At 74.2% G+C, this 22927-nt stretch carries 8 protein-coding genes; 6 read left to right on the forward strand and 2 right to left on the reverse strand.

The window, feature by feature from the left end; translation table 11 throughout:
* Positions 1-191: 191 nt before the first annotated feature.
* The 4 genes from ACPC54_RS21105 (at position 192) to ACPC54_RS21120 (ending at position 6470) form a co-directional block, all read left to right on the forward strand.
* A complete protein-coding gene (locus tag ACPC54_RS21105) occupies positions 192-905 on the forward strand; it encodes a response regulator transcription factor (RefSeq protein ID WP_498966708.1) in 714 nt (237 codons plus the stop codon).
* Positions 902-2434, forward strand: a complete 1533-nt coding sequence (locus ACPC54_RS21110; protein ID WP_498966710.1) for a sensor histidine kinase — start codon at positions 902-904, stop codon at positions 2432-2434. The genes ACPC54_RS21105 and ACPC54_RS21110 overlap by 4 nt, the downstream gene beginning before the upstream one ends.
* Positions 2435-2559: 125 nt before the next feature.
* On the forward strand, positions 2560-3078 hold the full coding sequence (locus ACPC54_RS21115; RefSeq protein WP_498966712.1) for a hypothetical protein: 519 nt from the start codon (positions 2560-2562) through the stop codon (positions 3076-3078).
* Positions 3079-3224: 146 nt separating this feature from the next.
* Positions 3225-6470, forward strand: a complete 3246-nt coding sequence (locus tag ACPC54_RS21120) for a tetratricopeptide repeat protein (RefSeq protein ID WP_498966714.1) — start codon at positions 3225-3227, stop codon at positions 6468-6470.
* Positions 6471-6533: 63 nt separating this feature from the next.
* Here the strand turns inward: ACPC54_RS21120 and ACPC54_RS21125 are convergent, their stop codons facing one another.
* Entirely contained in the window at positions 6534-7073 is a 540-nt protein-coding gene (locus ACPC54_RS21125) for a GNAT family N-acetyltransferase (protein WP_498966715.1), read from the reverse strand.
* A gap of 146 nt (positions 7074-7219) precedes the next feature.
* Complete coding sequence (locus ACPC54_RS21130) at positions 7220-8482, reverse strand: alpha/beta hydrolase family protein (RefSeq protein WP_498966717.1); 1263 nt, start codon at positions 8480-8482, stop codon at positions 7220-7222.
* Positions 8483-9358: 876 nt separating this feature from the next.
* On the opposite strand from ACPC54_RS21130, the gene ACPC54_RS21135 reads away from it, so the two are divergent.
* Together ACPC54_RS21135 and ACPC54_RS21140 are read left to right on the forward strand one after the other, a co-directional pair.
* Positions 9359-18139 carry an SDR family NAD(P)-dependent oxidoreductase gene (locus ACPC54_RS21135; protein WP_498966719.1) on the forward strand — a complete coding sequence of 2927 codons (8781 nt, stop codon included), beginning with the start codon at positions 9359-9361 and terminating at the stop codon, positions 18137-18139.
* On the forward strand, positions 18136-22914 hold the full coding sequence (locus ACPC54_RS21140; RefSeq protein WP_498966721.1) for a type I polyketide synthase: 4779 nt from the start codon (positions 18136-18138) through the stop codon (positions 22912-22914). The genes ACPC54_RS21135 and ACPC54_RS21140 overlap by 4 nt, the downstream gene beginning before the upstream one ends.
* Positions 22915-22927 lie beyond the last annotated feature (13 nt).

A 22927-nucleotide genomic window follows, 5' to 3' on the forward strand; every position in this document is an offset into this window, starting at 1 on the left:
TGCGATCACCCTGTCACCGGAAGCTCTGAGTTCCCTCTGAACCGGAGCCCGCCGGAACCGCCCGTACCGCCGTCCGCCCAGGTCAGACCCGATCTCGCGGGCCTTGGGCCCGCCGCACATCTCACCGCTTTCTCATCGCGGGCTGCCAGAATCGATGTCGGCACGACCGCTCTCACCGTCTTCGGAGCCGCATGGACCACAGCACCGACCGGCAGCCCTGGCGCATCCTCGTCGTCGACGACGAGCCCGACCTCGTCGAGGTGCTCTGCAGCACCCTGCGCTACGAGGGCTGGCAGGCCCGAGCCGCCACCGCCGGGCTCGCCGCCGTCGAGGCCGCCGCCGAGTGGCACCCGCACGCGGTGGTCCTCGACATGATGCTGCCGGACATCGACGGCATGGAGGTGCTGCGCCGCATCCACCGCGACCGGCCCGAGGTCCGGGTGCTGTTCCTCACCGCGCGGGACGCGGTGGAGGACCGGATCGCCGGCCTCGCCGCCGGGGGCGACGACTACGTCACCAAACCGTTCAGCCTGGCCGAGGTCGCCGTCCGGCTGCGCAGCCTGCTGCGCCGCACCCCCGCCGCCGGGCCCGCCGAGCCGCCGCCCGGCGCGCTGGCGCTCGGCGACCTCGTGCTGGACGAGCAGGCCCGCGAGGTCACCCGGGGCGGCGAGGTCATCGAGCTGAGCCCGACCGAGTACGCGCTGCTGAACTACCTGCTGCGGCACCCGCGGCAGGTGCTCAGCAAGGCGCAGATCCTGGACGCGGTCTGGTCGTACGACTTCGGCGGGCAGGCGCACGTGGTCGAGCTGTACATCAGCTACCTGCGCCGGAAGCTGGACGCCGGGCGGGCGCCGATGATCCACACCGTGCGCGGCGCCGGGTACCTGATCAAGGCAGCGCCGTGAGAGGGCTCGGGCCGCTGGGCAGGCGGGTGCCCCGGACGCTGCGCGCCCGGCTGATCGCGGGGGTGCTGGCGCTGCTGCTGCTCACCTGCGGCGGGGTCAGCCTGGCCACCGGCGAGCTGCTGCGGCACTTCCTGGTCGGGCAGCTGGACCAGCAGCTCACCCAGGCGGGCGCCCGGTACGCGGCCAGCCTGGAGCACACCGCGGGTGCGGGCGGCCCCGCTCCCGGACGGGCCGACGCGGGCACGGACACCCGCGCCCAGGCCCCCGGCACCTTCGGCGCCCGACTGCTCGACGGCCAGGTCACCGCCGCGGGCGTGGTCGACGGCGACGCCGACGACGCCGAGGTGGCCTCCGGCGACCGGCCCGCGGACACCGACGACAAGGTCGCCCTGACGGCCACCGACCGGCGGCACCTGGCCGCGCTGCCCCCGGACGGCTCCGCCCACGGCATCCGGCTCGCCGGCCTCGGCGGCTACCGGGTCCGCGCGGCGGCCGGCCGGGACGGCGACGTCCTGGTCACCGGCCTGCCCACCGGCCCGGTGGACGCGACCGTGCACAAGCTGGTGATGGTCGAACTGCTGGTGTTCGGGGTGGCGCTGGCCGCCACCGGCATCGCCGGCACGCTGTGGGTACGGCTCTCGCTGCGCCCGCTGGAGCGCGTCGCCGGAACCGCCGAGCGGGTCAGTGCGCTCTCGCTGGCCAGCGGCGCGGTGGCGCTCTCCGAGCGGGTGCCGGACGAGGACCCGCGCACCGAGGTCGGCCGGGTCGGCTCGGCGTTCAACCGGATGCTCGGGCACGTCGAGGACGCCCTGGCGCAGCGCCATCGCGTCGAGGAGCGGCTGCGCGCCTTCGCCGCCGACGCGGGCCACGAACTGCGCACCCCGCTGGCCACCGTGCGCGGCCACGCCGAACTGGCGCTGCGCCACCCCGGCCCGGTGCCGCCGGAGGTCCGGCACTCGCTCGGCCGGATCGAGGCGGAGTCCCGCCGGATGGGCGCGATCGTCGAGGACCTGCTGCTGCTCGCCCGCCTGGACGCCGGGCGTCCGCTCGCCGACGACGAGGTCGACCTCACCAGGCTCGCCCTGGACGGCGCCGCCGACGCCCGGGCGTCCGCCCCCGGCCACCGCTGGCGGCTCGACCTGCCCGCCGAGCCCGTCCTGGTGCGCGGCGACGCCGACCGGCTGCGCCAGGTGGTGGCCAACCTGCTGGCCAACGCCGCCGCGCACACCCCCGAAGGCACCGAGGTGACGCTCCGGCTGGCTCCGGACGGGCCCTCGGTCACGCTGGGCGTCACCGACACCGGGCCCGGCATCGAGCCGCGGCTCGCCGAGCGGGTCTTCGAACGCTTCGTCCGCGGCGATCCGGCCCGCTCCCGTACCCGCTCCGCCGGGAGCACCGGGCTCGGCCTGGCCATCGTGCGGGCCGTCATCGAGGCGCACGGCGGCTCGGTCCGACTGGCCAGCCGCCCGGGGCGGACGGAGTTCACCGTGCTACTGCCCGCCGGGACCGTCCAAGGCGTGTCTCCTTGACGGGCCGGGCAGTTGATCGGATGTGCATGTCCGGTCGGTGACCGGTGAGGCGACGCGGGACCGGATCGAGCCGCTGCCTTCACGGATGAACCGCCCTCTTCCCAGGCGGGCAGGAGTACAGTCTGATGTCCAGTCAGGAGATGCGCGTGCGGGGGGTACGAATGACGGGCGTGGAGATCGCCGTCGGGTACGTGTTGGCCTGGATGGTCCGTAAGGCGAACCGGGTGGCCGGGCGGGCCGACGAAGAAGTCGACCGTACGCTCGACGCCGCGATGGACGAGCTCCACGACCTGGTCAGCCGAAGACTCGGTGAGGACCCGGCACTGCGCCGGCTGGCCGAGGAAGCGGAACGGGACGAGGTCGGTGACCGTACCCGGCAGCGGGTACGGCTCGCGCTGGAGGACGCCGTCGACGAGGATCCCGGCTTCGGTGAAGCGCTGAGCCGTGCGGTCGAGCAGGTACAGACCCTTGACCAGGCCTCTCGCCCGTCCCAGGGGCCCGGTGGCGTGTCGGCGGCGGGCAGCGGGCTGGCCATCAGTGGGAACCTGCATGTCGAGGCCGACCACGGGTCGTTCGCAGCCGGAACGGTTCAGGGGAACGTGACGCTGGGAAACCCTTCCCAGCCGGGTCCACAGCGCCACTGAGTGAACCCGGGGACAGCACGACCACGTCACCGCACCGCATCACCGGCGTCTTCGCCGACCGGGGCGGCGTCGCCTTCGGCCACGTCGGGCAGGTCCACCACCACGCCGCGCCCCGCACAGCGGCCACCTGGCCACACCAGATCGGCGTGATCCCGCCCCGCGCCCTGTCCTTCCAGAACCGGGCCGAAGCCGACCGGCTGCGCGCAGCGGTCGACTCCGGGGGCACCGCGGTACTCGGTCAGGTGCTGGCCGGGACCGGCGGCGTGGGCAAGACCCAGCTGGCCGCCGACTACGCCCGCACCACCTGGGAGAGCGGCAGCGTGGACGTGCTGGTGTGGATCAGCGCGAGCAGCCGTCAGGCGATCACCGCCGGATACGCCCAGGCCGGCATCGAGGTCCTCGCAGCCGACCCGAGTGACCCGGAGCAGGCCGCACGCGCGTTCCTGGCCTGGCTGGAGCCCAAGCGCGGGCAGGCACCGTGCCGTTGGCTCGTGGTCCTCGACGACCTCGCCGACCCGGCCGACCTGCGTGGCCTGTGGCCGCCCAGCGGGCACGGCCGCACCCTGGTCACCACCCGCCGTCGTGACGCCGCCCTCAACGGGCAGAGCCGACACCTCCTCCACGTCGGCGTGTTCACGCCCGGGGAGGCGTGCGCCTACCTCACCGCCGTACTCACCGCCCACGGCCGCACCGAGCCGGCACAGCAGATCGAAGCCCTGGCCGACGACCTCGGACACCTGCCCCTGGCCCTCGCCCAGGCCGCCGCCTACATCATCGACACCGCCGTCACCTGCGCCCGCTACCGCCATCTGCTGGCCGACCGGCTCAGGAATCTGGCCGACATGCTCCCCGAACCCGGCTCCCTGCCCGACGACCAGAGCGCCACCGTGGCGGCCACCTGGTCCCTGTCCATCGAACACGCCGACCGGCTGCGCCCGGCCGGCCTGGCCCGCCCGATGCTCCAACTCGCCGCGATGCTCGACCCCAACGGCATCCCCACCGAAGTCCTGACCAGCCGATCCGCCCTCACCCACCTCACCCGTCACCGCACCCCCGGCGCCGGGCTACCAGGCCCTGCGACACCCGAGGACGCCGCGGGCGCCCTGCAGGCCCTGCACCGGCTCAGCCTGGTCACCCACACACCGGGCCGGCCCGTCCAGGTCCACGGGCTGGTGCAGCGCAGCGTGCGCGAGCAGCTTGCGCCGCAACTGCTGGCCGGGATCGTCGGGGCGGCGGCCGACGCCCTGCTCCAGGCATGGCCGGACACGGAACGTGACTTCGCGACCGGCCAACGGTTCCGCGCCAACAGCGAGGCGCTGCGGTCCCATGACGAGCAGCTGCTGTGGTCCGAGCACGATGTGCACGAGGTCCTGCTCCGGACCGGCCAGAGCCTCGCCCACGCGCAGCTCATCCAGGCATCGGCGGACCACTACCGGCAACTCGCGGTCACCTCCGCGCAGAAGTACGGCGCGGGCTCCCCCCGCACCCTCGCCTGCCGCAGCAACTCCCTCCGTTTCCTGTGGCTCACCGACCCCGCAGACGCCGTGGTGGCGTACCAGGAGCTGGCCGCGGACTGCGCCCGCCTGCTCGGACCGGACCATTACCTCACTCTCGACGCGCGCCGCGAACTCGCCGTGGCCCGTGCCAGCGGGGGCGACCTGTCCGGTGCGCTGGCCGACTACGAACACCTGCTCGCCGACCAGCAACGCGTCCAGGGACCGCACCACCGCCAGACCCTCTCGGTCCGCTCGAGGATCGCCTCCCTGCACGTCACGAGGGGAGACGCGCCACGTGCCGCCACCCTGTACGAGCAGCTGCTCACCGACTGCCGGACGCATCTGGGGCGCTTCGCCGACATGACCCTGGAGATCCGCGGAAAGCTCGCGCAGCTGCGGGGCACGGCGGGCGATCCGGCCGGAGCCCGCGCGCTGTACGAGGAGCTACTCGCCGACCACCTGGCGGCGTTCGGTCGCAACGACCTCCGCACCCTGGTGGTGCGGCACGAGCTCGCGATCTGGCGGGCCGCCGCCGGAGACCCGATCGGAGCCGCCGCCGACCTGGAGGAGATGATCGACGACGCCGTGCCGATTCTGGGCCGCAACCACGCCGACCTCTCCGCCGCCCGTTACACCCTGGGACTGCTGCGCGATCAGGCGGGCGACACCACGGCGGCAACGGCCGGCATGGCCGAGTCCGCCCGCGCGTTCGAGGAACTCCTCGGGCCCGACCATCCACTCGTCGTTCAAGGCCGCGCCGTACGCCTGGGGTGGCAGCACGCCCTGCTGGAGAGCGATCCGGTCACCGCCCTCGACGCCGTGAAGGAGGGGGCCGCCGCCCTGCGCGCGCAACTGGGCCCTGACGACCCGCAAGTGCTGATGTTCCGGCGTCTCGTCCTGGACATCGAGGGCGTGATCGTCGACCCGGTCCGGGCAGCCGGGGAGTTCGCCCTCCTGGCGGCCGACTACAGGCGGGCCCTGGGCCCCGAACACCCCGAGACCCTGGTGACCCGCGCCATGCTGGCCGACTGGCGAGGAGAGGCGGGCGACCGTTCCCAAGCGGTCGCCGAGCTCCGAGACCTGCTGGGGGACATGGTCCGGGTGCTGGGGCCCCACCATCCGAAGACCCTGAGCACCCGCGGGCTACTCGCCCGGAAGCTGCACGCGACAGGCGACACCACGGCGGCCGTCGCGATCTACGAGGACCTGATCGTCGTGCACCGCCAAGTGCTGGGCGCGGACCACCCGGACACCCTCGCGACACGTGTCGCCCTCGCCGACCTCCGTGCCGAGGACGCCGAGGCCGACGAGATGCTCCCCGTCTACCAGGAGCTGATCACGGACTGCACGCGCATCCTGGGCCCCGACCATCCGCGCACCCTGGACCTGCGTCGCAGCCTGCTCAGCTGCCGGACGGAAGCAGGCGACCCGGCAGGGGCGGCCGAGGAGTGCCGCGAGCTGCTCCGCGACTACCAGCGGCTCATGCCGCCCGGCCACATCAAGGCCCTGCCCATCCGCGCCATCTACGCCAAATTGCTCGCGGACAGCGAGGACTTCGCCGGGTCGGTTGCCGCGTACGAGGACCTGCTGCCGGTGGCCCTGCAGATCGTGGGCCCCGACCATCTCCTGTCCCTGATGGTCCGCGGCTGCCTGGCCGAGGCACTGGCCCGGCGCGACCGCGCCCCGGCAGACGGCCTCGCCGCCTTCGGCACGCTCCTCGACGACTGCACGCGTGTGCTGGGCCCCGCCCACTACCTCACCGAGGCCACCCGAGCCTTCCGGGAGGCCCTGCGCCGAAGCGGCTCGGCACTCCCGTCCACCACCTACGACAAGCTGCTGGCTCAGTACGCGAAAGCCGAGCGCTCCGGCCGCGCCGTGCCCCCCACCGCCGGGTGATCCCGGGCGCAGAGCCAAGCTGCCGCGTTCTCGCCGCGTGATCGGGCGACCGAGCGCGGAGCGTCACATCTTCGTACCCCGGGCGATCCGATAGAGCACATTCCGACGCAACGGCCCCTCGGGCTCGGCGGGGTCGTCGAAGTCGTCAACGGGATCCCGGGTCATGCCGATCCGGCGCATGACCGCCTGGGAACGGAGGTTGGTGGCTGTCGTCACCGCCAGGATTTCGGGAAGTCCAAGGGTCTCGAAGCCGAAGGACAGGACCGCCACGGCGGCCTCGGTGGCGTAGCCCTGGCCCCAGGCCGAACGAGCGAGCCGCCAACCGATCTCCACCCCCGCGAACGGCATGCCGTCATCCACCCGGTCCAAGCCTGCGAAGCCGATGAACTCGCCGGTCGCCGGTACTTCGACCGCCCACCACCCGTAGCCTCGCTCGTCGAACTCGGTCCGGAACCGTGCCACGGAGGCGTCGCTCTGTTCACGGGTCAGCAGGTCACCCAAGTGCTCCCGGACCTCGGGATCGGCATTCATCGCCGCCCACGGTTCAAGGTCGGAGTCCTGCCATCGACGGAGGATGAGGCGATCGGTACGCAGTTCAGTCATTCTGGCAAGCCAACAGTGGACCGCGGTCCCAAGGCAATCCATTTTCCGTGGACGGCAGCGTGTATGTCGAAGCCTCGACGGGGCGCACCGGCATCAGCCGGTGCGCCCCGTCAGCGCAGGGCGGGCCGGTGCGGGCCGGTGGGCTCTCAGCGCAGTCGGCTGAACCAGCGGACGACAGCGGCTGTGCCCGCGACGTTGGAGCCAAGATGCCGGGACCTGGCGAAGTCCGGACTGCCGAGATTGACGACCGGCGCGTTCACGCCGTGTGATTGCAAGGCGCCCTCGCAGTGGTCCGTGTTGGCATTGGCTGCCTGCTCGTCCGCGCTGGCGACGTACAGGCGGATCGGCACGCGAGGGCTCCAGGCGCAGGAGTCGTCGGCCACCCGCAGCGCCGCCGCCAGCTGGCCAGTCGGGTGGCGCAGCATGTCGAAGCCGTGCGGGGTGAGCAGCGCGCTGAGGGTGTCGGGCGTGCCGGCGAAGAGCTGTTGACCGGTGTGTGAACCGTCGAACAGGGCCTCAATCGTGCTGTCGTACGGCGCCTGGAAGACCTCGCCCGGCGAGTCGTACAGATGGTGCAGCCGATTCCACGCGACGAGAAGGTACGCCGTGTACAGCACACTGGACTTCGCATCGAGGGAGCCGTCGAGCAGCGCGGGCACCTCGGCGTTCTGGAAGTCGTACGCGCCGCTGATCGGCGCGACGGCTTCGAGCCGGAACCATCGATCGCCGCCGGCCTGGAGTGTTCGCGCGAGTGCCATCGCCGCCGAGGCTCCCTGGGAGAACCCGGTGACCAGCACGTCGTGTCCGAGCGCCCGGTCAGTGTGCGGAACAAAGGCGCGGGCTGCCCGCAGCATGTCCAACGAGGCGGTCGTCTCAGAGGGCACGTCCATCCAGGGGTGGAGCCCCGGACCAGCGCCGAGGCCGAGGTAGTCCGGGGCGACAGCGGCAAACCCGGCGGACGCGTACGTAATGGCGGGGGAGGACACGAAGCCGACCTTGACCATGGAGGACGGTGCGTCGGACCGGTAGCTGGCGGTGCCGTGAGTGAACGAGACCGTCCGCAGCTCGTGTTCGCGGCTACGGGGCAGCACCAGCAGTCCGCTGGCGGTGGTAGGCCGACCCTGGGTGTCCACGGTGCGGTACACGAGTCGGTAGGCGTCCACCCCGAACCGGACCGTACCCGCGTCGAATCCGGCAGCGGTCAGTGCCGCTGCGACGTCCTGCTTCGTGGCCAGCGTGCTCACCTGCTGAGCGGACACCAACTGTCCGCGATCGCTTGGGGTCACAGCGCCCGCCGAGGCGGCTCCGGTCGTCACCGTTGCGGCTGACACCAGGCCGACCAGGACTGTCGCGGCGCTGCGCCGACGGAACACGGAGCGCGGATTGCCTGTTGAATAAGCGGATTTCATGTCGCAGACGCTAGGTGAGACCGCGCTCGCCAACTACCCGGCCAGCCGGTGTGTCCGCCCTGGGGCTAGCCCTACCGCGGCCCAGGTTCAGGCGCCAGGCTCGACCGGCACACCGCCGATCACCAGGAAGAATCCTCGTTCCGCCTCACCACATGATCAACCCCCGAAGGACTTCCGGAACGGACCACTTGGGCCGCGTCTCTTTCGACGAGCGGTTCGATCGATCTGACTGACGGATTGTCAATTTCCTTTTCCCGGAATGCTTCCACTCACAGTTCCCGACACGAACGGGAGCGTCGTTCTCGCGGCTTTCGACCGGCGATCGAGATCCTCCGACCGCGAATCACCCGACCTGATCGCCTGCGCCCAACTCCGGCCCGAGCGAGCCGAGTTGCCCGGCGCCGCCCGCCGGCGGGCGGCCGCCCCGAGTCGATCACGGGCAGAACCGCCGGGCGACCACCACCCCGGGGCGCACGCCGGGAGATGCTCCGGTCAACCCGCGGGAAGTGCCGCCCGACCTGCGAGAGTTCACCGTTCAGACGACAGTGCGAGAACCTGCGACCGCTGAACTTCCGGCTCCGAACGGACGTCAGTTCACCGTGAAGACACTCAGACGTCATGTGTCATTCACCTGAATGTAACCTGAATGTCAGCTTCGGCTGATTGCTTCTACCCGCACCGCGACAGGCATTGATGGGGAAACTTCGATTTCCGAGGCAGGCAATGCACTTCAGTGATCGCGATACACCTCAGGCATCAGGTTCTACGGGCCGCTTTCCGGCGGTGAAATCCCCGGAGAGTGGGACCGAGACGCTCGTCGACCATTTTCGCACGGTTTTCCAGGAGCGCCCCGACGACCGGCTCTACCGGTTCCTCGTGGACGGCGAGGGAGAACCGGTCGGCCCGACCAACGCCGAAATCGACCGGCGGGTGCGCGCCATCGCCGCGGCACTTCGCGAGCGGGCCGCCGCCGGGGACCGCGCACTGATCGTCTGTCCGCCCGGCCTCGACTACCTGGCCTCCTTCCTCGGCTGCCTGTACGCGGGGGTCATCGCCGTCCCGGTGTATCCGCCGGACCCGGTCTTCATGAAACGCACGCTGCCCCGGCTGCTCAGCGTCATCTCCGACGCCCGCCCGACGGTGGTGCTGGCGAACCGCGCGGTCGCCGCGGTGGCCGACGAAATGGTCCGGCGCGCACCGGACTTGGCGGACCTCACCTGGCTGCTGGTCGACGAGGTCGAGCCGGACGCGGCGGACGGGTGGCGCAGACCGGCGACCACCGGGGACGACCTCGCGTTCCTGCAGTACACCTCGGGATCCACCGGTACGCCCAAGGGCGTGATGGTCAGCCACGCGAACCTGATCCACAACGTCGGCGCCATCAACGACCGGGTCTTCGCCGACCACCCGGGCCGACACCTGGTCAGCTGGCTGCCGCCCTTCCACGACATGGGGCTCATCGCCGGCCTGCTGGCGCCCGGCCTGGGCTCGTACCCGCTGACCTTCATGGAACCGATGGCGTTCCTGAAACGCCCGCTGCGCTGGCTGCGGGCCGTCTCCGAGTTCAAGGGGACCCTGACCGGCGCACCCAACTTCGCCTACGACCTCTGCGTCGCGAAGATCTCCGAGGAGGAGCGCCGCACGCTCGATCTGAGCGGCGTCCGGGTGGCGTTCAGCGGCGCCGAGCCGGTCCGGATCGACACCATCGACCGCTTCGCCCGGGCCTTCGAGTCCAGCGGCTTCGACCGCAACGCCTTCTACCCGTGCTACGGGCTGGCCGAGGGAACGCTCTTCGTCAGCGGCGGACGGCAGTTGACCGGACCGGTGACCCGCGGCGTCGACGCCGCCGCCCTCGCCGAGAAGGCCGTCGTGGACGCCGTGCCCGGCCGGGAGGCCAGGACCCAGATCGGCTGCGGATCCTCGATCCCCGATCAGGAAGTCGCCATCGTCGACCCGGAGACGCGCATCCGCCTGCCCGAGGGCAGGATCGGCGAGATCTGGGTCCGTGGGCCCAGCGTCGCGCACGGCTACTGGCAGCGCCCCGAGGAGAGCCCCGCCGTCTTCCGGGCCCGCATCCGCGAGAGCGCGGAGCCGGACGCGAGCGGCGGCGTTGGCGGCGCCGGCGGCGAACCGGGCGACGGCGCCGGGGAGTTCCTGCGCACCGGGGACCTCGGTTTCCTCAGCGGCACCGAACTGCACGTCTCGGGCCGGATGAAGGACGTCGTCATCATCGACGGCAAGAACCACTACCCGCAGGACATCGAGCTGACGGCCGAGACGAGCCATTCCGCGCTGTATCCCGGCTGCGGCGTGGCGTGTTCGGTGGAGGTGGACGGCGAGGAGCGGCTCCTGGTCGTCCACGAGGTCGCCGGGCGCCCGCCGGCGCTCGACACCGAGGGCGTGATCGCCGCGATCCGCGGCGCGGTGGCGCAGGAGCACGGGATCGCGGTGCACCACGTGGCGCTGCTCAGACGCGGCGGCATTCCGAAGACGTCCAGCGGCAAGCTGCAGCGCGGGGCGGCCAGACAGGCCTTCCTGGCCGGCGAGCTCAACGCGCTGGCCTCCTGGAGCGCGCCGTCCACGGCCGCGGACCGCCGTGAGCCGCCCGCGGCCGCCGTCGCCACCGGGCCGGTCCGCCCGGCACCCGCAGTCCCCGCAGTCCCCGCGGCCGAGATCGAGCGGCGGCTCGTCCGCGAGCTGGCCGAACTCCTCGGCCTGGCGCCGGAGTCCGTGGACCCCACCAGGCCGTTCGTCGACTACGGGATGAGCTCGGCGCAGCTGGTCGCCACCATCGGCACCGTCGAGCAGTGGCTCGAGCGCCCGCTGCCCGCGACGCTCGCCTACGAGTACCCGACGATCGAGGCGCTCGCCCGGCACCTGGGCGCGGACGCCGGGGGCGGGCGGACCGAGCGCCCCGTGGCCGCCCTGCCGGAGGGTTCCGGTGCGGCGCGGAGCGCCGCCGGGGAAGCGGCCGCCGAGGCCGTACCGGCGGACGGTCGACACCCGCACGAGCCGGTCGCCATCGTCGGCATCGGCTGCCGCTTCCCCGGCGGCGCCGACGACCCCGAGTCGTTCTGGCAGCTGCTCGTCGAGGGCCGGGACGCGGTGGGCGAGGTGCCCGCCGACCGGTGGGACGTGGCCGAGTTCACCTCCGAGGACCCGTCGGTCCCCGGCCGGACCAACAGCCGCTGGGGCGGCTTCCTGGACGGCGTCGACCGCTTCGACCCGCACTTCTTCGGGATCTCCCCGCATGAGGCCGAGCGGATGGACCCGCAGCAGCGGCTGCTCGCCGAGGTCGCCTGGGAGGCCCTGGAGGACGCCGGTCTGGTGGCCGAGAGCCTGGCCGGCTCCGCCACGGGCGTCTTCGTCGGCATCGCGACCAACGATTACGGGCACCGGCAGTTCCGCGACCTGACCACGGTCGACGCCTACTCCGGCACCGGCAACGCGCTGAGCATCGCGGCGAACCGCCTCTCCTACCTGTTCGACCTGCGCGGACCGAGCATGGCGGTGGACAGCGCGTGCTCCTCCTCGCTGGTGGCCGTGCTGCAGGCGTGCGCCAGCCTGGCGCGCGGCGAGTGCTCGCTGGCGCTGGCCGGCGGCGTCAACGTCATCCTGTCGCCGGCCCTGGCCGTCAACTTCACCAAGGCGGGCGTGCTGTCCCCGGACGGGCGGTGCAAGCCGTTCGACGCGAGCGCCAACGGCTACGTCCGCTCCGAGGGCGCGTCGGTGGTGGTCCTCAAGCCGCTGAGCCGGGCGCTGGCCGACGGCGACCGGGTGTACGCCGTCATCCGGGGCGGCGCGGTGAACCAGGACGGGCGCAGCAACGGCATCATGGCGCCCAACCCGCAGGCCCAGGAGGAGGTCCTGCGCGCCGCGTACGCCCGGGCCGGGGTGCGCCCCGAGCAGGTGCACTACGTCGAGGCGCACGGCACCGGCACGCTGCTCGGCGACCCCATCGAGGCCCGGGCGCTGGCCGCGGTCACCGGTGCCGGCCGCGAGCCGGGCGCGCCCCTGCTGATCGGATCGGTGAAGAGCAACATCGGCCACCTGGAGGCCGCGGCGGGCGCCGCCGGACTGGTCAAGGCGGCGCTGATGGTCCGTCACCGGGCCGTCCCGGCGAGCCTGCACTATCGCACGCCGAACCCGCACATCCCGTTCGGGGAGCTGTCGTTGCGGGTGGCCGACGGGCTGACGCCCTGGCCCTCGCAGGAGCGGGCGCTGGTCGGCGTGAGCTCGTTCGGCTTCGGCGGCACCAACGCCCACCTGGTGCTGGAGCAGGCGCCCGAGCGGGCGGCGCTCTCGCCGCGCACCCCGGCGGGCAGCGCCCAGTTGCTGGCCGTCTCGGCCCGCAGCGAGCAGGCGCTGCGCGAGCTCGCCGCCCGGTACGAGGCGCAGCTCGCCGAGCCGGACGAGGGGGTTCGGCTGCACGAGATCTGCACGGCGGCGGCGGTGCGCCGGGTGCACCACGAGTTCCGGCTCGCCTGCGTGGGGCGCTCGTTCGCCGGCCTGCGGGAGGCGCTCGGCGCCTTCGGCCGGGGCGAGGAGCGCAAGGGCCTGTCCTGGGGCGGGCGCACCGTCGGCCGGCGGCCGCGGACGGCGTTCGTCTTCTCCGGGCAGGGTCCGCGGTGGTGGCCGCTGGCGGGTGATCTGCTGGACGCGGAGCCGGTGTTCCGCGAGTCGCTGGAGCGCAGCGACGCGATCCTGTACCGGCTGGCCGGCTGGTCGCTGATCGAGCGGCTCGCCGCGGACGCCGAGGACGGCGTGCTCGCCGACCCCGCCGTCGGACAGCCCGCACTGTGCGCCGCGCAGATCGCGCTGGCGGCGCTGTGGCGGTCCTGGGGCGTCGAGCCCGAGGCGGTGGTCGGCCACAGTGTCGGCGAGATCGCCGCCGCGCACGTCGCCGGCGCCCTGGACCTCGAAGCGGCGCTCACGGCGGCCCTGCACCGCGGCCGGGTGATCCGCGCCGCGATCGGCCGGGGCCGGATGGCCGTGGTCGGCGTCGGCTACCAGGAGGCGCGACGGATCCTCGCCGAGCGGGCGCCGGGCGCGGTCTGGGTGGCCGCGAGCAACGGCCCCACCTCGACGGTGCTGTCCGGCGACGGCGACGCGCTGGAGGCGCTGGCCGCCGGCCTCGACGCCGAGGGCGTCTTCTGCCGCCTGCTGGAGTCGGTCGCCTTCGCCTCGCACAGCCCCCGGATGGACCCGCTGAGCGAGGAGTTGAAGGGCCTGCTCGGCGATCTGGTCGCCGGCCCGCCCGCGCTGGACATGGTGTCGACCGTCACGGGCGAGCGCGTCGGCGACGGCCTGCGGCTGGACGCGGAGTACTGGGCGGCCAACCTGCGCCGGCCGGTCCTGTTCGACCAGGCGGTCACCGGCCTGGTCGACGCGGGCTACGACGTGTTCGTCGAGATCTCCCCCCATCCGATGCTGGGCGACGCCGTCGCGCAGCGGATGGCGCAGCGCGAGGCGGACGGCGCGGTGGTGGCCTCGCTGCGGCGCGACGAGCGCGGCCGGGAGTCGATGCTCGCCGAGCTCGGCCGGCTGCACACCGCCGGCTTCCCCGTCGACTGGGCCGCGGTGCACGGCGGTGGCGCGCCGATGGTGCGCCTGCCCAGGTACCCGTGGCAGCGGCAGCGCTGCTGGCTGGACGACGTACCGGCGCGGACCGCGCGCCCCTCGGACGGCGGGCACCCGGTGCTCGGGACGCGGCTGCCGTCGGCCGTGGCGCCGGGCACGGTCCACTTCGGTGCCCGGGTCGACCTGGCCGGCCTGCCGTACCTGCGGGACCACCGGGTCGCCGGGGCCGCCGTGCTGCCCGCGAGCCTCATCCTGGACGCGGCCCTGACGGCGGCGCGCCGCACGCTCGGCGGGGGGCACGCGGTCGTCGAGGACGTCCGCTTCACCCGGCTGACGGTGGTCCCGGAGTCGGCCGAGGACGCCACCGTACAGCTGGTGCTGCACGAGGAGGCGGCCGGTACCGGCACGCTGCGCCTCTACACCCGCGAGCCGGCCGCGCGCGGCGACTGGACCGAGGTGGCGAGCGGACGCTACCGCGACGCGCCTCCCCCGGCCGCCCACAGCACGCTGCCCGCGCTGCGCGAGCGCTGCGCGGAGGTGCTCGACACCGCCGGGCACTATGCCGGACTGGGCCGCGCGGGGCTGGAGTACGGGCCCGCGTTCCAGGGCGTCGAGCGGCTCTGGGGCGGTGCGCACGAAGCCCTCGCCCGGCTGCGCGAACCGGCCGGGGTGTCCGGGGACCGCGACCCGTACCTGATCCACCCCGCGCTGCTCGACAGCTGCCTGCAGGCGCTGGCGGCGGCCCTGGGCGGGGCGGACGCCGCGACCTTCCTCCCGGTGGGCGTCGGCGCGTTCACCCTCACCGGCGACGGCCGGGCGGTGCGCTGGGCGCACGCCACCGTGCCCGACGCCGCCGGCGACGGCGCCGAGATCAGTGGCGGCCGGGTGGAGCTCTTCGACGAGGCCGGCCACCCGGTCGGCGTGCTCGACCGGATCACGCTGCGGCGCCTGGAGCCGGCCGGTGACCAGGACCCGGTCGCCGAGGCCCTGTTCGACCTCGCCTGGCAGCCGGCCGCGGCCGCCGGTGCGGCGGTGGACCCGGGCAGCGGCTGGTGGCTGCTGCTCGCCGACCGGCAGGGCGTCGCCGACGGCGTGCGCTCCTCGCTCGAAGCCCGCGGCGCGGACTGCGTGTCGGTGACCACCGGGAGCGGATTCCGGCGCGTCGACGAGGGCGGCTACGAGGTCGATCCGCTGCGCCGGGCGGACATCGAGGCGCTGCTGGCGGACCTCGCCGCCACCCGGGCGGCGCCGTGCGCCGGGGTGCTGCACGCCTGGGGCCTGGACGCCGAGCCGTTCGAGCACTTCGAGCCTTCCGGGTCCTCCGGGTCCTCCGAGTTCTTCGAGCCCTCCGATTCCGATGGCCACGGGCAGGCCCGGGACCCGCTGGTGGAGCCGGTCGACCGGATCTGCGTCCCCGTGCTGCACCTGGTGCAGGCGCTCGCCGACGACGGCCCGCTGGGCGCGCCGCGCCTGCTGCTGGCGACCCGCGGTGCCCAGCGCGTCGGCGGCGAGCAGGCGCTGCCGGCCGTCGCGCAGGCGGCGCTGTGGGGCCTGGCCCGGGTGATCATGCTCGAACACGGCGAGCTGCGGCCCGTCGTCGTCGACCTCGACCCGGACCGCCCGGCCGACAGCGCGGCCGCCCTGCTCGGGGAGGTGTTGCGGCCCGCCGGCGAGGCCCAGCTCGCGCTGCGCGGCGACCAGCGGCTGGCCCCCCGGCTGGAGCGGCACAGCCCGCCGCAGCAGCCGGCGGCCATCGGCTGGCGGCGGCAGCCGTTCGATCCCGCCGTCCACGCCAACCACCGGATCCTGGCCACGGAGCCGGGTGTCCTGGACAGCCTGACCGCGACCCCGTGGCAGCGCACCGCGCCCGGCCCCGGGCAGGTCGAGATCGAGGTGGCCGCCACCGGCCTCAACTTCAACGACGTCCTCAAGGCGATGGACATCTGCCCCGGGGTGTCCGGCGTGGTCCCGCTCGGCGGCGAGTGCGCCGGCCGGGTGACGGCGATCGGCGACGGCGTCGAGGACGTTCGGGTCGGGCAGCGGGTGATGGCCGTCGCGCCGTCCGGCATGGCGGCGTACGCCACCACCGAGGCCCGCCTGGTCGCCCCGGCCCCGGAGCGGCTCACCGACGTGGAGGCGGCGGCCACCCCGATCGCCTTCCTGACCGCCGTCTACGGCCTGGAGTACCTGGCGCGCCTGCGCGCGGGCGAGACGCTGCTGATCCACTCGGCGGCCGGCGGCGTGGGCCTCGCCGCCCTGCAGGTCGCCCGCCGCAACGGCGTGCGGGTGCTGGCCACCGCGGGCAGCGAGGCCAAGCGCGAACTGCTGCGCTCGCTGGGCGTCGAGCAGGTGATGGACTCGCGCTCGCTCGCCTTCGCCGACGAGGTCATGGCGCTGACCGGCGGGCGCGGCGTGGACGTGGTGCTCAACTCGCTCGCCGGCGAGGCGCTCACCCGCAGCGTGCGGCTGCTCGCCCCGGGCGGGCGGTTCGTCGAGATCGGCAAGCGGGACGTCTACGACGACAACCCCCTCCCGCTGGGCGCGCTCAAGCACAACCGGGCGTTCCTGGCGGTCGACCTGGAGCGCTCCTTCGCCGAGCAGCACGAGCTGGTGGCCGAGCTGTTCGCCGAGGTCGCGCGCGGCTTCACCGAGGGCGACTTCACCGCCCTGCCGGTGACCGACTTCGCGTTCTCGCAGGCACCGGCGGCCTTCGCGCTGATGGCGCAGGCCCGGCACACCGGCAAGGTGGTGCTGCGACCGGACACCCCCGCGGCGGTCGCCGTACCGCCGCAGGACGGTCCGGTCCGGGCGGCCGCGACGTACCTGATCACCGGCGGCCTGGGCGCGCTCGGTCTGGAGACCGCGCGCCACCTGGTCGACCGGGGCGCCCGGCACCTGGTGCTGGTCGGCCGCCAAAAACCCTCGGCCGAGGCGGAGTCGGTGATCGCCGACCTGCGCGAACGGCAGGTGGCCGTCCTGGTGCGCAGCGCCGACGTCTCCCGCCGCGAGGACGTCGCCGGCGTGCTCGCCGACCTGGACGCCGCGATGCCGCCGCTGGCCGGCATCGTGCACGCCGCCGGTTTCCTGGACGACGCCCTGCTGCTCGGGCTCGACCGGGACCGGATGCGCTCGGTGGCCGAACCCAAGGCCGCCGGCGCCTGGCACCTGCACCGGGCCACCGCGGGGCGGGAGTTGGACTTCTTCGTGCTGTTCTCCTCGGCCGCCGCGCTGCTCGGCTCGCCGAGCCAGGGCAACTACGCCGCCGCCAACGGCTACCTGGACGCCCTGGCGCAGTACCGGCGGGCCCGGGGCCTGCCCGCGCTGAGCATCGACTGGGGTCCGTGGGCGCGGATCGGCCTGGCGGCCGGGCCCGAACGGGCCGGCGCACTGGCCGCCCAGGGCGTCCTGGCGCTGGAACCGCGGCAGGGCATCGAGGCCCTCGACCGGCTGCTGCGCACCGGATCGGCGCAGGCGTGCGTCCTGCCGCTGGACCACGGCCGACTGCGCGAGGCCGCCGGCGCGGGGCTGCTGCCCGCACTGCTCACCGGCCTGCTGGCCGCCGGGCCGGGCGCGGCGGCGCCGGGCGGGCCGCAGCCGGAGATCCGCGGGCGGCTGCTCGCGGTCGAGCCGGGGCGCCGGCGCCGGGCGCTCCTCGCCGAGCACTGCCGCGCGGTGGTCGCCAAGGTACTCAAGACCGACGCGGCGCGGATCGACCCGAGCGAGCCGCTGGCCGCGATGGGCTTCGACTCGCTGATGTCGCTCGAACTGCGCAAACGGCTGGAGGCCTCGCTGCACACCGACCTGCCCGCCACCATCGGCTGGCGCTTCCCGACCGTCGACGCGCTCGTGCCGTTCCTGGCCGAGCGGATGGGAATCGCCCTGCAGGCCGACCAGGCCCACCAGGCCCACCAGGCCGAGCGGGCCGGCGCGGAGCACCCGGACGGTCCGGGCCAGGATCCGGCGGCCGACGACATCGAGACGGACATCGAGACGGACATCGACGGGCTTGACGACAGCGACGTCGAAGCACTGCTGCTGGCCAGGATGACGCAGATCGACGAGGGGCGTGACCGATGACTCCGCAGGACGGGCAACAGACCTCGACGTCCACGCTCAAGCGCGCGTACGTCACCATCGAGCGGCTGCAGCGCCGCATCGAGGCCTACGAGCGCGCGGCCTCGGAACCCATCGCCGTGGTGGGGCTGGGCTGCCGCTTCCCCGGCGGGGTGGTCGACGCGGACAGCTACTGGCGGATCCTCACCGAGGGGATCGACGCGGTGAGCGAGATTCCCGCCGACCGGTGGGACGTCGACGACTTCTACTCCGCCGAGCCGCGCCGGCCGGGCCGGATGAGCACCCGGTGGGGCGGGTTCCTCGACCGCATCGACCGGTTCGACCACGAGTTCTTCGGCATCTCCCGCCGCGAGGCCCTGGTGATGGACCCGCAGCAGCGGCTGACGCTGGAGGTGGTCTGGGAGGCGCTGGAGAACGCGGGCCAGGCGCCGGCCGAACTGGCCGGCAGCAGCACGGGCGTGTTCCTGGGCGTGTGCAGCAACGACTTCGCCACCGAGTACCTGACCGGCCCCGCGGCGGCCACCGCCTACGCCAGCACCGGCTCCGCCCACAGCATCGTCACCGGCCGGGTGTCGTACGTGCTGGACCTGCGTGGCCCGAGCGTGGCGACCGACACCGCGTGCTCCTCCTCGCTGGTCGCCGTGGACCAGGCGTGCCGCAGCCTGCGGTCGGGGGACTGCGACCTGGCGATCAGCGGCGGCGTGAACGCGATCGTCTCGCCGCTGCCGAGCATCTCCTTCTCCCAGTTCCCCGGCATGGTCGCCCCGGACGGCCGGTGCAAGACCTTCGACGCCTCGGCCAACGGCTACGTGCGCGGCGAGGGCTGCGGCATCGTCGTGCTCAAGCGGCTGTCCGACGCCGAGCGCGACGGCGACCAGGTGCTCGCCGTCATCCGCGGCGGCGCGGTCAACCAGGACGGCCGCAGCTCGGGCATCACCGCGCCCAACGGCGCGGCGCAGCGCGACGTGCTGCGCCGCGCGCTGCGGACCGCCGGGGTGGCCGCCGAGGAGGTCTCGTACGTCGAGGCGCACGGCACCGGCACCACGCTCGGCGACCCGATCGAGGTGGAGGCGCTCGCCGAGGTGTACGGCCGGCCGCAGGGCGCGCCGGTCTACCTCGGGTCCTCGAAGACCAACCTCGGCCACCTCGAAGCCGCCTCCGGCGTCGCCGGGCTGATCAAGGTCGTGCTGTCGCTCAGCCGGGGCGCGATCCCCGGCAACGTGCACTTCACGCGGCTCAACCCGCACATCTCCTTCGACGGCACCACGTTCGCGGTGCCGACCGGGCTCACGCCCTGGCCGGCGCCGGAGGGCCGGCGGGCCGCGGGCGTCAGCAGTTTCGGCTTCAGCGGCACCAACGCCCACCTGATCGTGGCGCAGGCGCCCGCCCGCACCGCGCCGGAGGCCGACACCGTCCGCCCGGCCTCGGTGCTGGCGCTGTCCGCCCGCAGCGGGACGGCGCTGGCCGCGCTCGCCGACCGGTACCGGGAGCGGCTGACCACCGATGCCGCCACCCCGCCGGCCGACCTGTGCTACTCCGCCAACACCGGCCGCTCCCACTTCCGCCACCGGCTCGCGGTGACCGGCGCGACGCGGCACGAACTCGCCGAGGCCCTGGGCGACTTCGCCGCCGGCCGGGCGGGCGAGCGGCTCGCCCACGGGCAGGCGGGCGGCGGCGAGGCGGTGTTCCTGTTCACCGGGCAGGGGCCGCAGCGGCCGGGCATGGCCCGCGCCCTGTACGAGACCCAGCCGACCTTCCGGCGGGTGCTGGACACCTGTGACGAGCTGCTGCGGCCGGTGCTGGAGCGTCCGCTGCTGTCCGTCATCCACCCCGAGGACCCCGGGTCGGGGACCGTCGACGAGAACACCTACTCCCAGCCGGCCCTGTTCGCCGTCGAGTACGCGCTGGCGCAGCTGTGGCGGTCCTGGGGGGTGGAGCCGGCGGCGGTGCTCGGGCACAGTTTCGGCGAGTACGTCGCGGCCTGCGTGGCGGGCATGATGTCGCTGGAGGACGGGCTGCGGCTGGTCGCCGAGCGCGGGCGGCTGATGCAGGCGCTGGCGGCGAACGGCTCGATGGCGGTGGTCTTCGCGCCCGAGATGGACGTCGCCATGGCGGTCGCCGACCACCCGGACACGGTCTCGATCGCCGCCGTCAACGGCCCGGCGAACGTCGCGATCTCCGGCGTGCGGGCCGACGTGGAGGCGATCTGCGCGGGCTTCGCGCGCTACGGCGTGGAGAGCCGGCAGCTGCGCATCACCACCGCCTCGCACTCCCCCCTGATCGAGCCCGTCATCGGCGCGCTGCGGGCTGCGGTGGAGAAGGTGGCGTTCAGCGCGCCGCGCATCCCGCTGGTCGCCAACCTGACCGGCGAGCTGTGGCCGTGGGAGCGGGTGCCCGACGCCGACTACTGGGCCGAACACGCCCGCCAGCCGGTCCGGTTCGCGGCCGGCATCTCCACGCTGCGCGCCCTGGGGCACGACACCTTCCTGGAGATGGGCCCCGCCCCGACCCTGCTCGGCCTGGTCGAGGACTGCCTGCCCGACGGGCACGACGCCCTGCTGCTGCCGAGCCTGCGGCGCGGGCAGGACGACTGGGAGGTGCTGCTGTCCTCGCTGGGCCGGCTCTACGCACGCGGCGCGGACATCGACTGGCGGGGTTTCGACCGCGACTACACCCGGGCCAAGGTGACCGTCCCCGGCTACGCCTTCGACCCGACGTCGCTGGGGCAGGAGCCGGTCGGACGCCGCCGCGACGGCTACCGGGCGAGCACGGTGACCGACGAGCAGGACGGGGCCGGCCCTGACGAGGACCTGCTCTACCGGCTCGACTGGCAGCCCGCCGAGGCCGCCGCGCCGCGGGCGGCCGCGGTGGACGGCCCGGCGCCGACCTGGCTCGTCCTCGCCGACGGCACCGGTGTCGGGGACGCACTCGCCGCGGCCGTCGAGGAACAGGGCGCCCGGTGCGTGCGCGTCGTGCCCGCGTCCGACTACCGCTACGACCGCGAGCAGGGCACCGCCGAGGTGCGCACCGGCACGGCCGCGGACCTCGGCCGGCTGCTGGCCGAACTCGCCCCGGGCGAGGAGGAACTGCGGGTCGTGCACCTGTGGAGCCTCGACGAGGCGGGCGGCGAGCCCGCGTCCGCGGACCGGCTGCTGGCCGGGCAGGAACGATCCTGCATGAGCGCGGTACGGGCGGTGCAGGCCCTCGCCGAGGCCCGCAGCACCCGGTCGACCCGGCTGTGGCTCGTCACCCGCGGCGCCGCCGGCCCGGACACCCAGGCCTCGGCACTCGGCCAGTCCACGCTCTGGGGCCTGGGCAGGTCGCTGCAGCAGGAGCACGCCGGGCTGTGGGGCGGCCTGGTCGACCTCGACCCGCAGGCCGAACCGAAGGCACTGGCCCACCGGTTGCTGGCGGAGCTGGCCGGCGGTGACGGCGAGGACCAGATCGCGCTGCGCGGCGAGGTGCGGCACGTCGCCCGGCTGACCCGCGCCCCGCTCGCCGCCCCCACCGCCCGGGGCTTCGGCTGGCGCACGGACGCGAGCTACCTGGTCACCGGCGGCCTGAGCGGCGTGGGCCTGGCCCTGGCCCGCGCCATGGTGCTCGACGGCGCCCGCCACCTGGTGCTGGTCGGCCGCACACCGCTGCCGCCGCGGCACGCGTGGGCCGCCCGGACCGGTGACTCGCCGGTCGCGCAACGCGTCGCGGCCGTCCGGGAGTTGGAGTCGCTCGGCGCCTCGGTCACGGTGGCGCCCTGCGACGTCTCCGACGAGGACGCGGTGCGCGAGCTGCTCGCCCGCCACGACGCGGAGGGCCGCCCCCCGATCCGCGGCGTACTGCACGCCGCCGGCATCGGCGCGGTCACACCGCTGCGCGAGCTCCAACTCGACGACCTGGAAGCACAGTTCAAGCCGAAGGCGGCCGGCGCCTGGATCCTGGACCGGCTGCTGGCCGACCGACCGCTGGACTTCTTCGTGCTCTGCTCCTCGGCCAGCTCCCTGCTCAGCTCACCGTTCGTCGCCGGCTACGCCGCCGCCAACGCCTTCCTGGACTCCCTCGCCCAGCGGCGCCGGGCCCAGGGCCGGCCGGCCCTCAGCATCAACTGGGGCATCTGGGCGCAGACCGGCATGGCGCTGCGCGGACCGGAGGCCAGCGGCGGGCTCGGCGGCGGCATGGGCACCCTCCGGCCCGAGCAGGCCGCCCGGATCTTCCTGACCCTGCTGCGCCAGGAGACGGCGCAGGTCGCCGTCCTGCCGACCGACTGGGCCACGTGGGGACACCGCTACCAGCAGGCCTCCGGATCCGCGCTGCTGTCCGAACTGACGCAGCAGCCCGACCGGCCCGCGTCCGCGCGAGCCGCCGCCGCCCGCACCGCCGCCGTCCGGGCCAGCGCGCTGCCCACCCGCGACGAGCTGCTCGCCCTGGCACCCGCCGAGCGCGTCGCCGCGCTGACCGCCCAGCTGTCCCTGAGCGCCACCGCGACCCTGCGGGCCCAGGGCGACGGCGTCGTGGCCGACCGGCCCCTGATCGACCTGGGGCTGGACTCCCTGATGGCCGTGGAACTGCGCAACGAGATCGAGGGCCGGCTCGGCACCTCGCTGCCGATCTCCGTCTTCCTCGAAGGCGCCACGGTGCGCGCGCTGGCGCAACGCATCGTCGACCAACTGGCGGACGGCGACGGCGAAACGGCCGCCGCCGCCGCGCCGATCCAGCGCGTCAGGCGCCGCGGGGACGTGGCGGCCGACCTGCTCGCGCAGATCACCGGGGGGCAGGAGCAGTGAGCGAGCGAGTCGG

The organism is Kitasatospora sp. NPDC094028, assembly GCF_049543595.1.
Classification (GTDB): Bacteria; Actinomycetota; Actinomycetes; order Streptomycetales; family Streptomycetaceae; genus Kitasatospora.

Coding starts and splice junctions, on each gene's coding strand:
- ACPC54_RS21105 (WP_498966708.1), top strand. CDS start 192: ATGGACCACAGCACCGACCGGCAGCCCTGGCGCATCCTCGTCGTCGAC.
- ACPC54_RS21115 (WP_498966712.1), top strand. CDS start 2,560: ATGTCCAGTCAGGAGATGCGCGTGCGGGGGGTACGAATGACGGGCGTG.
- ACPC54_RS21125 (WP_498966715.1), bottom strand. CDS start 7,073: ATGACTGAACTGCGTACCGATCGCCTCATCCTCCGTCGATGGCAGGAC.
- ACPC54_RS21130 (WP_498966717.1), bottom strand. CDS start 8,482: ATGAAATCCGCTTATTCAACAGGCAATCCGCGCTCCGTGTTCCGTCGG.
- ACPC54_RS21140 (WP_498966721.1), top strand. CDS start 18,136: ATGACTCCGCAGGACGGGCAACAGACCTCGACGTCCACGCTCAAGCGC.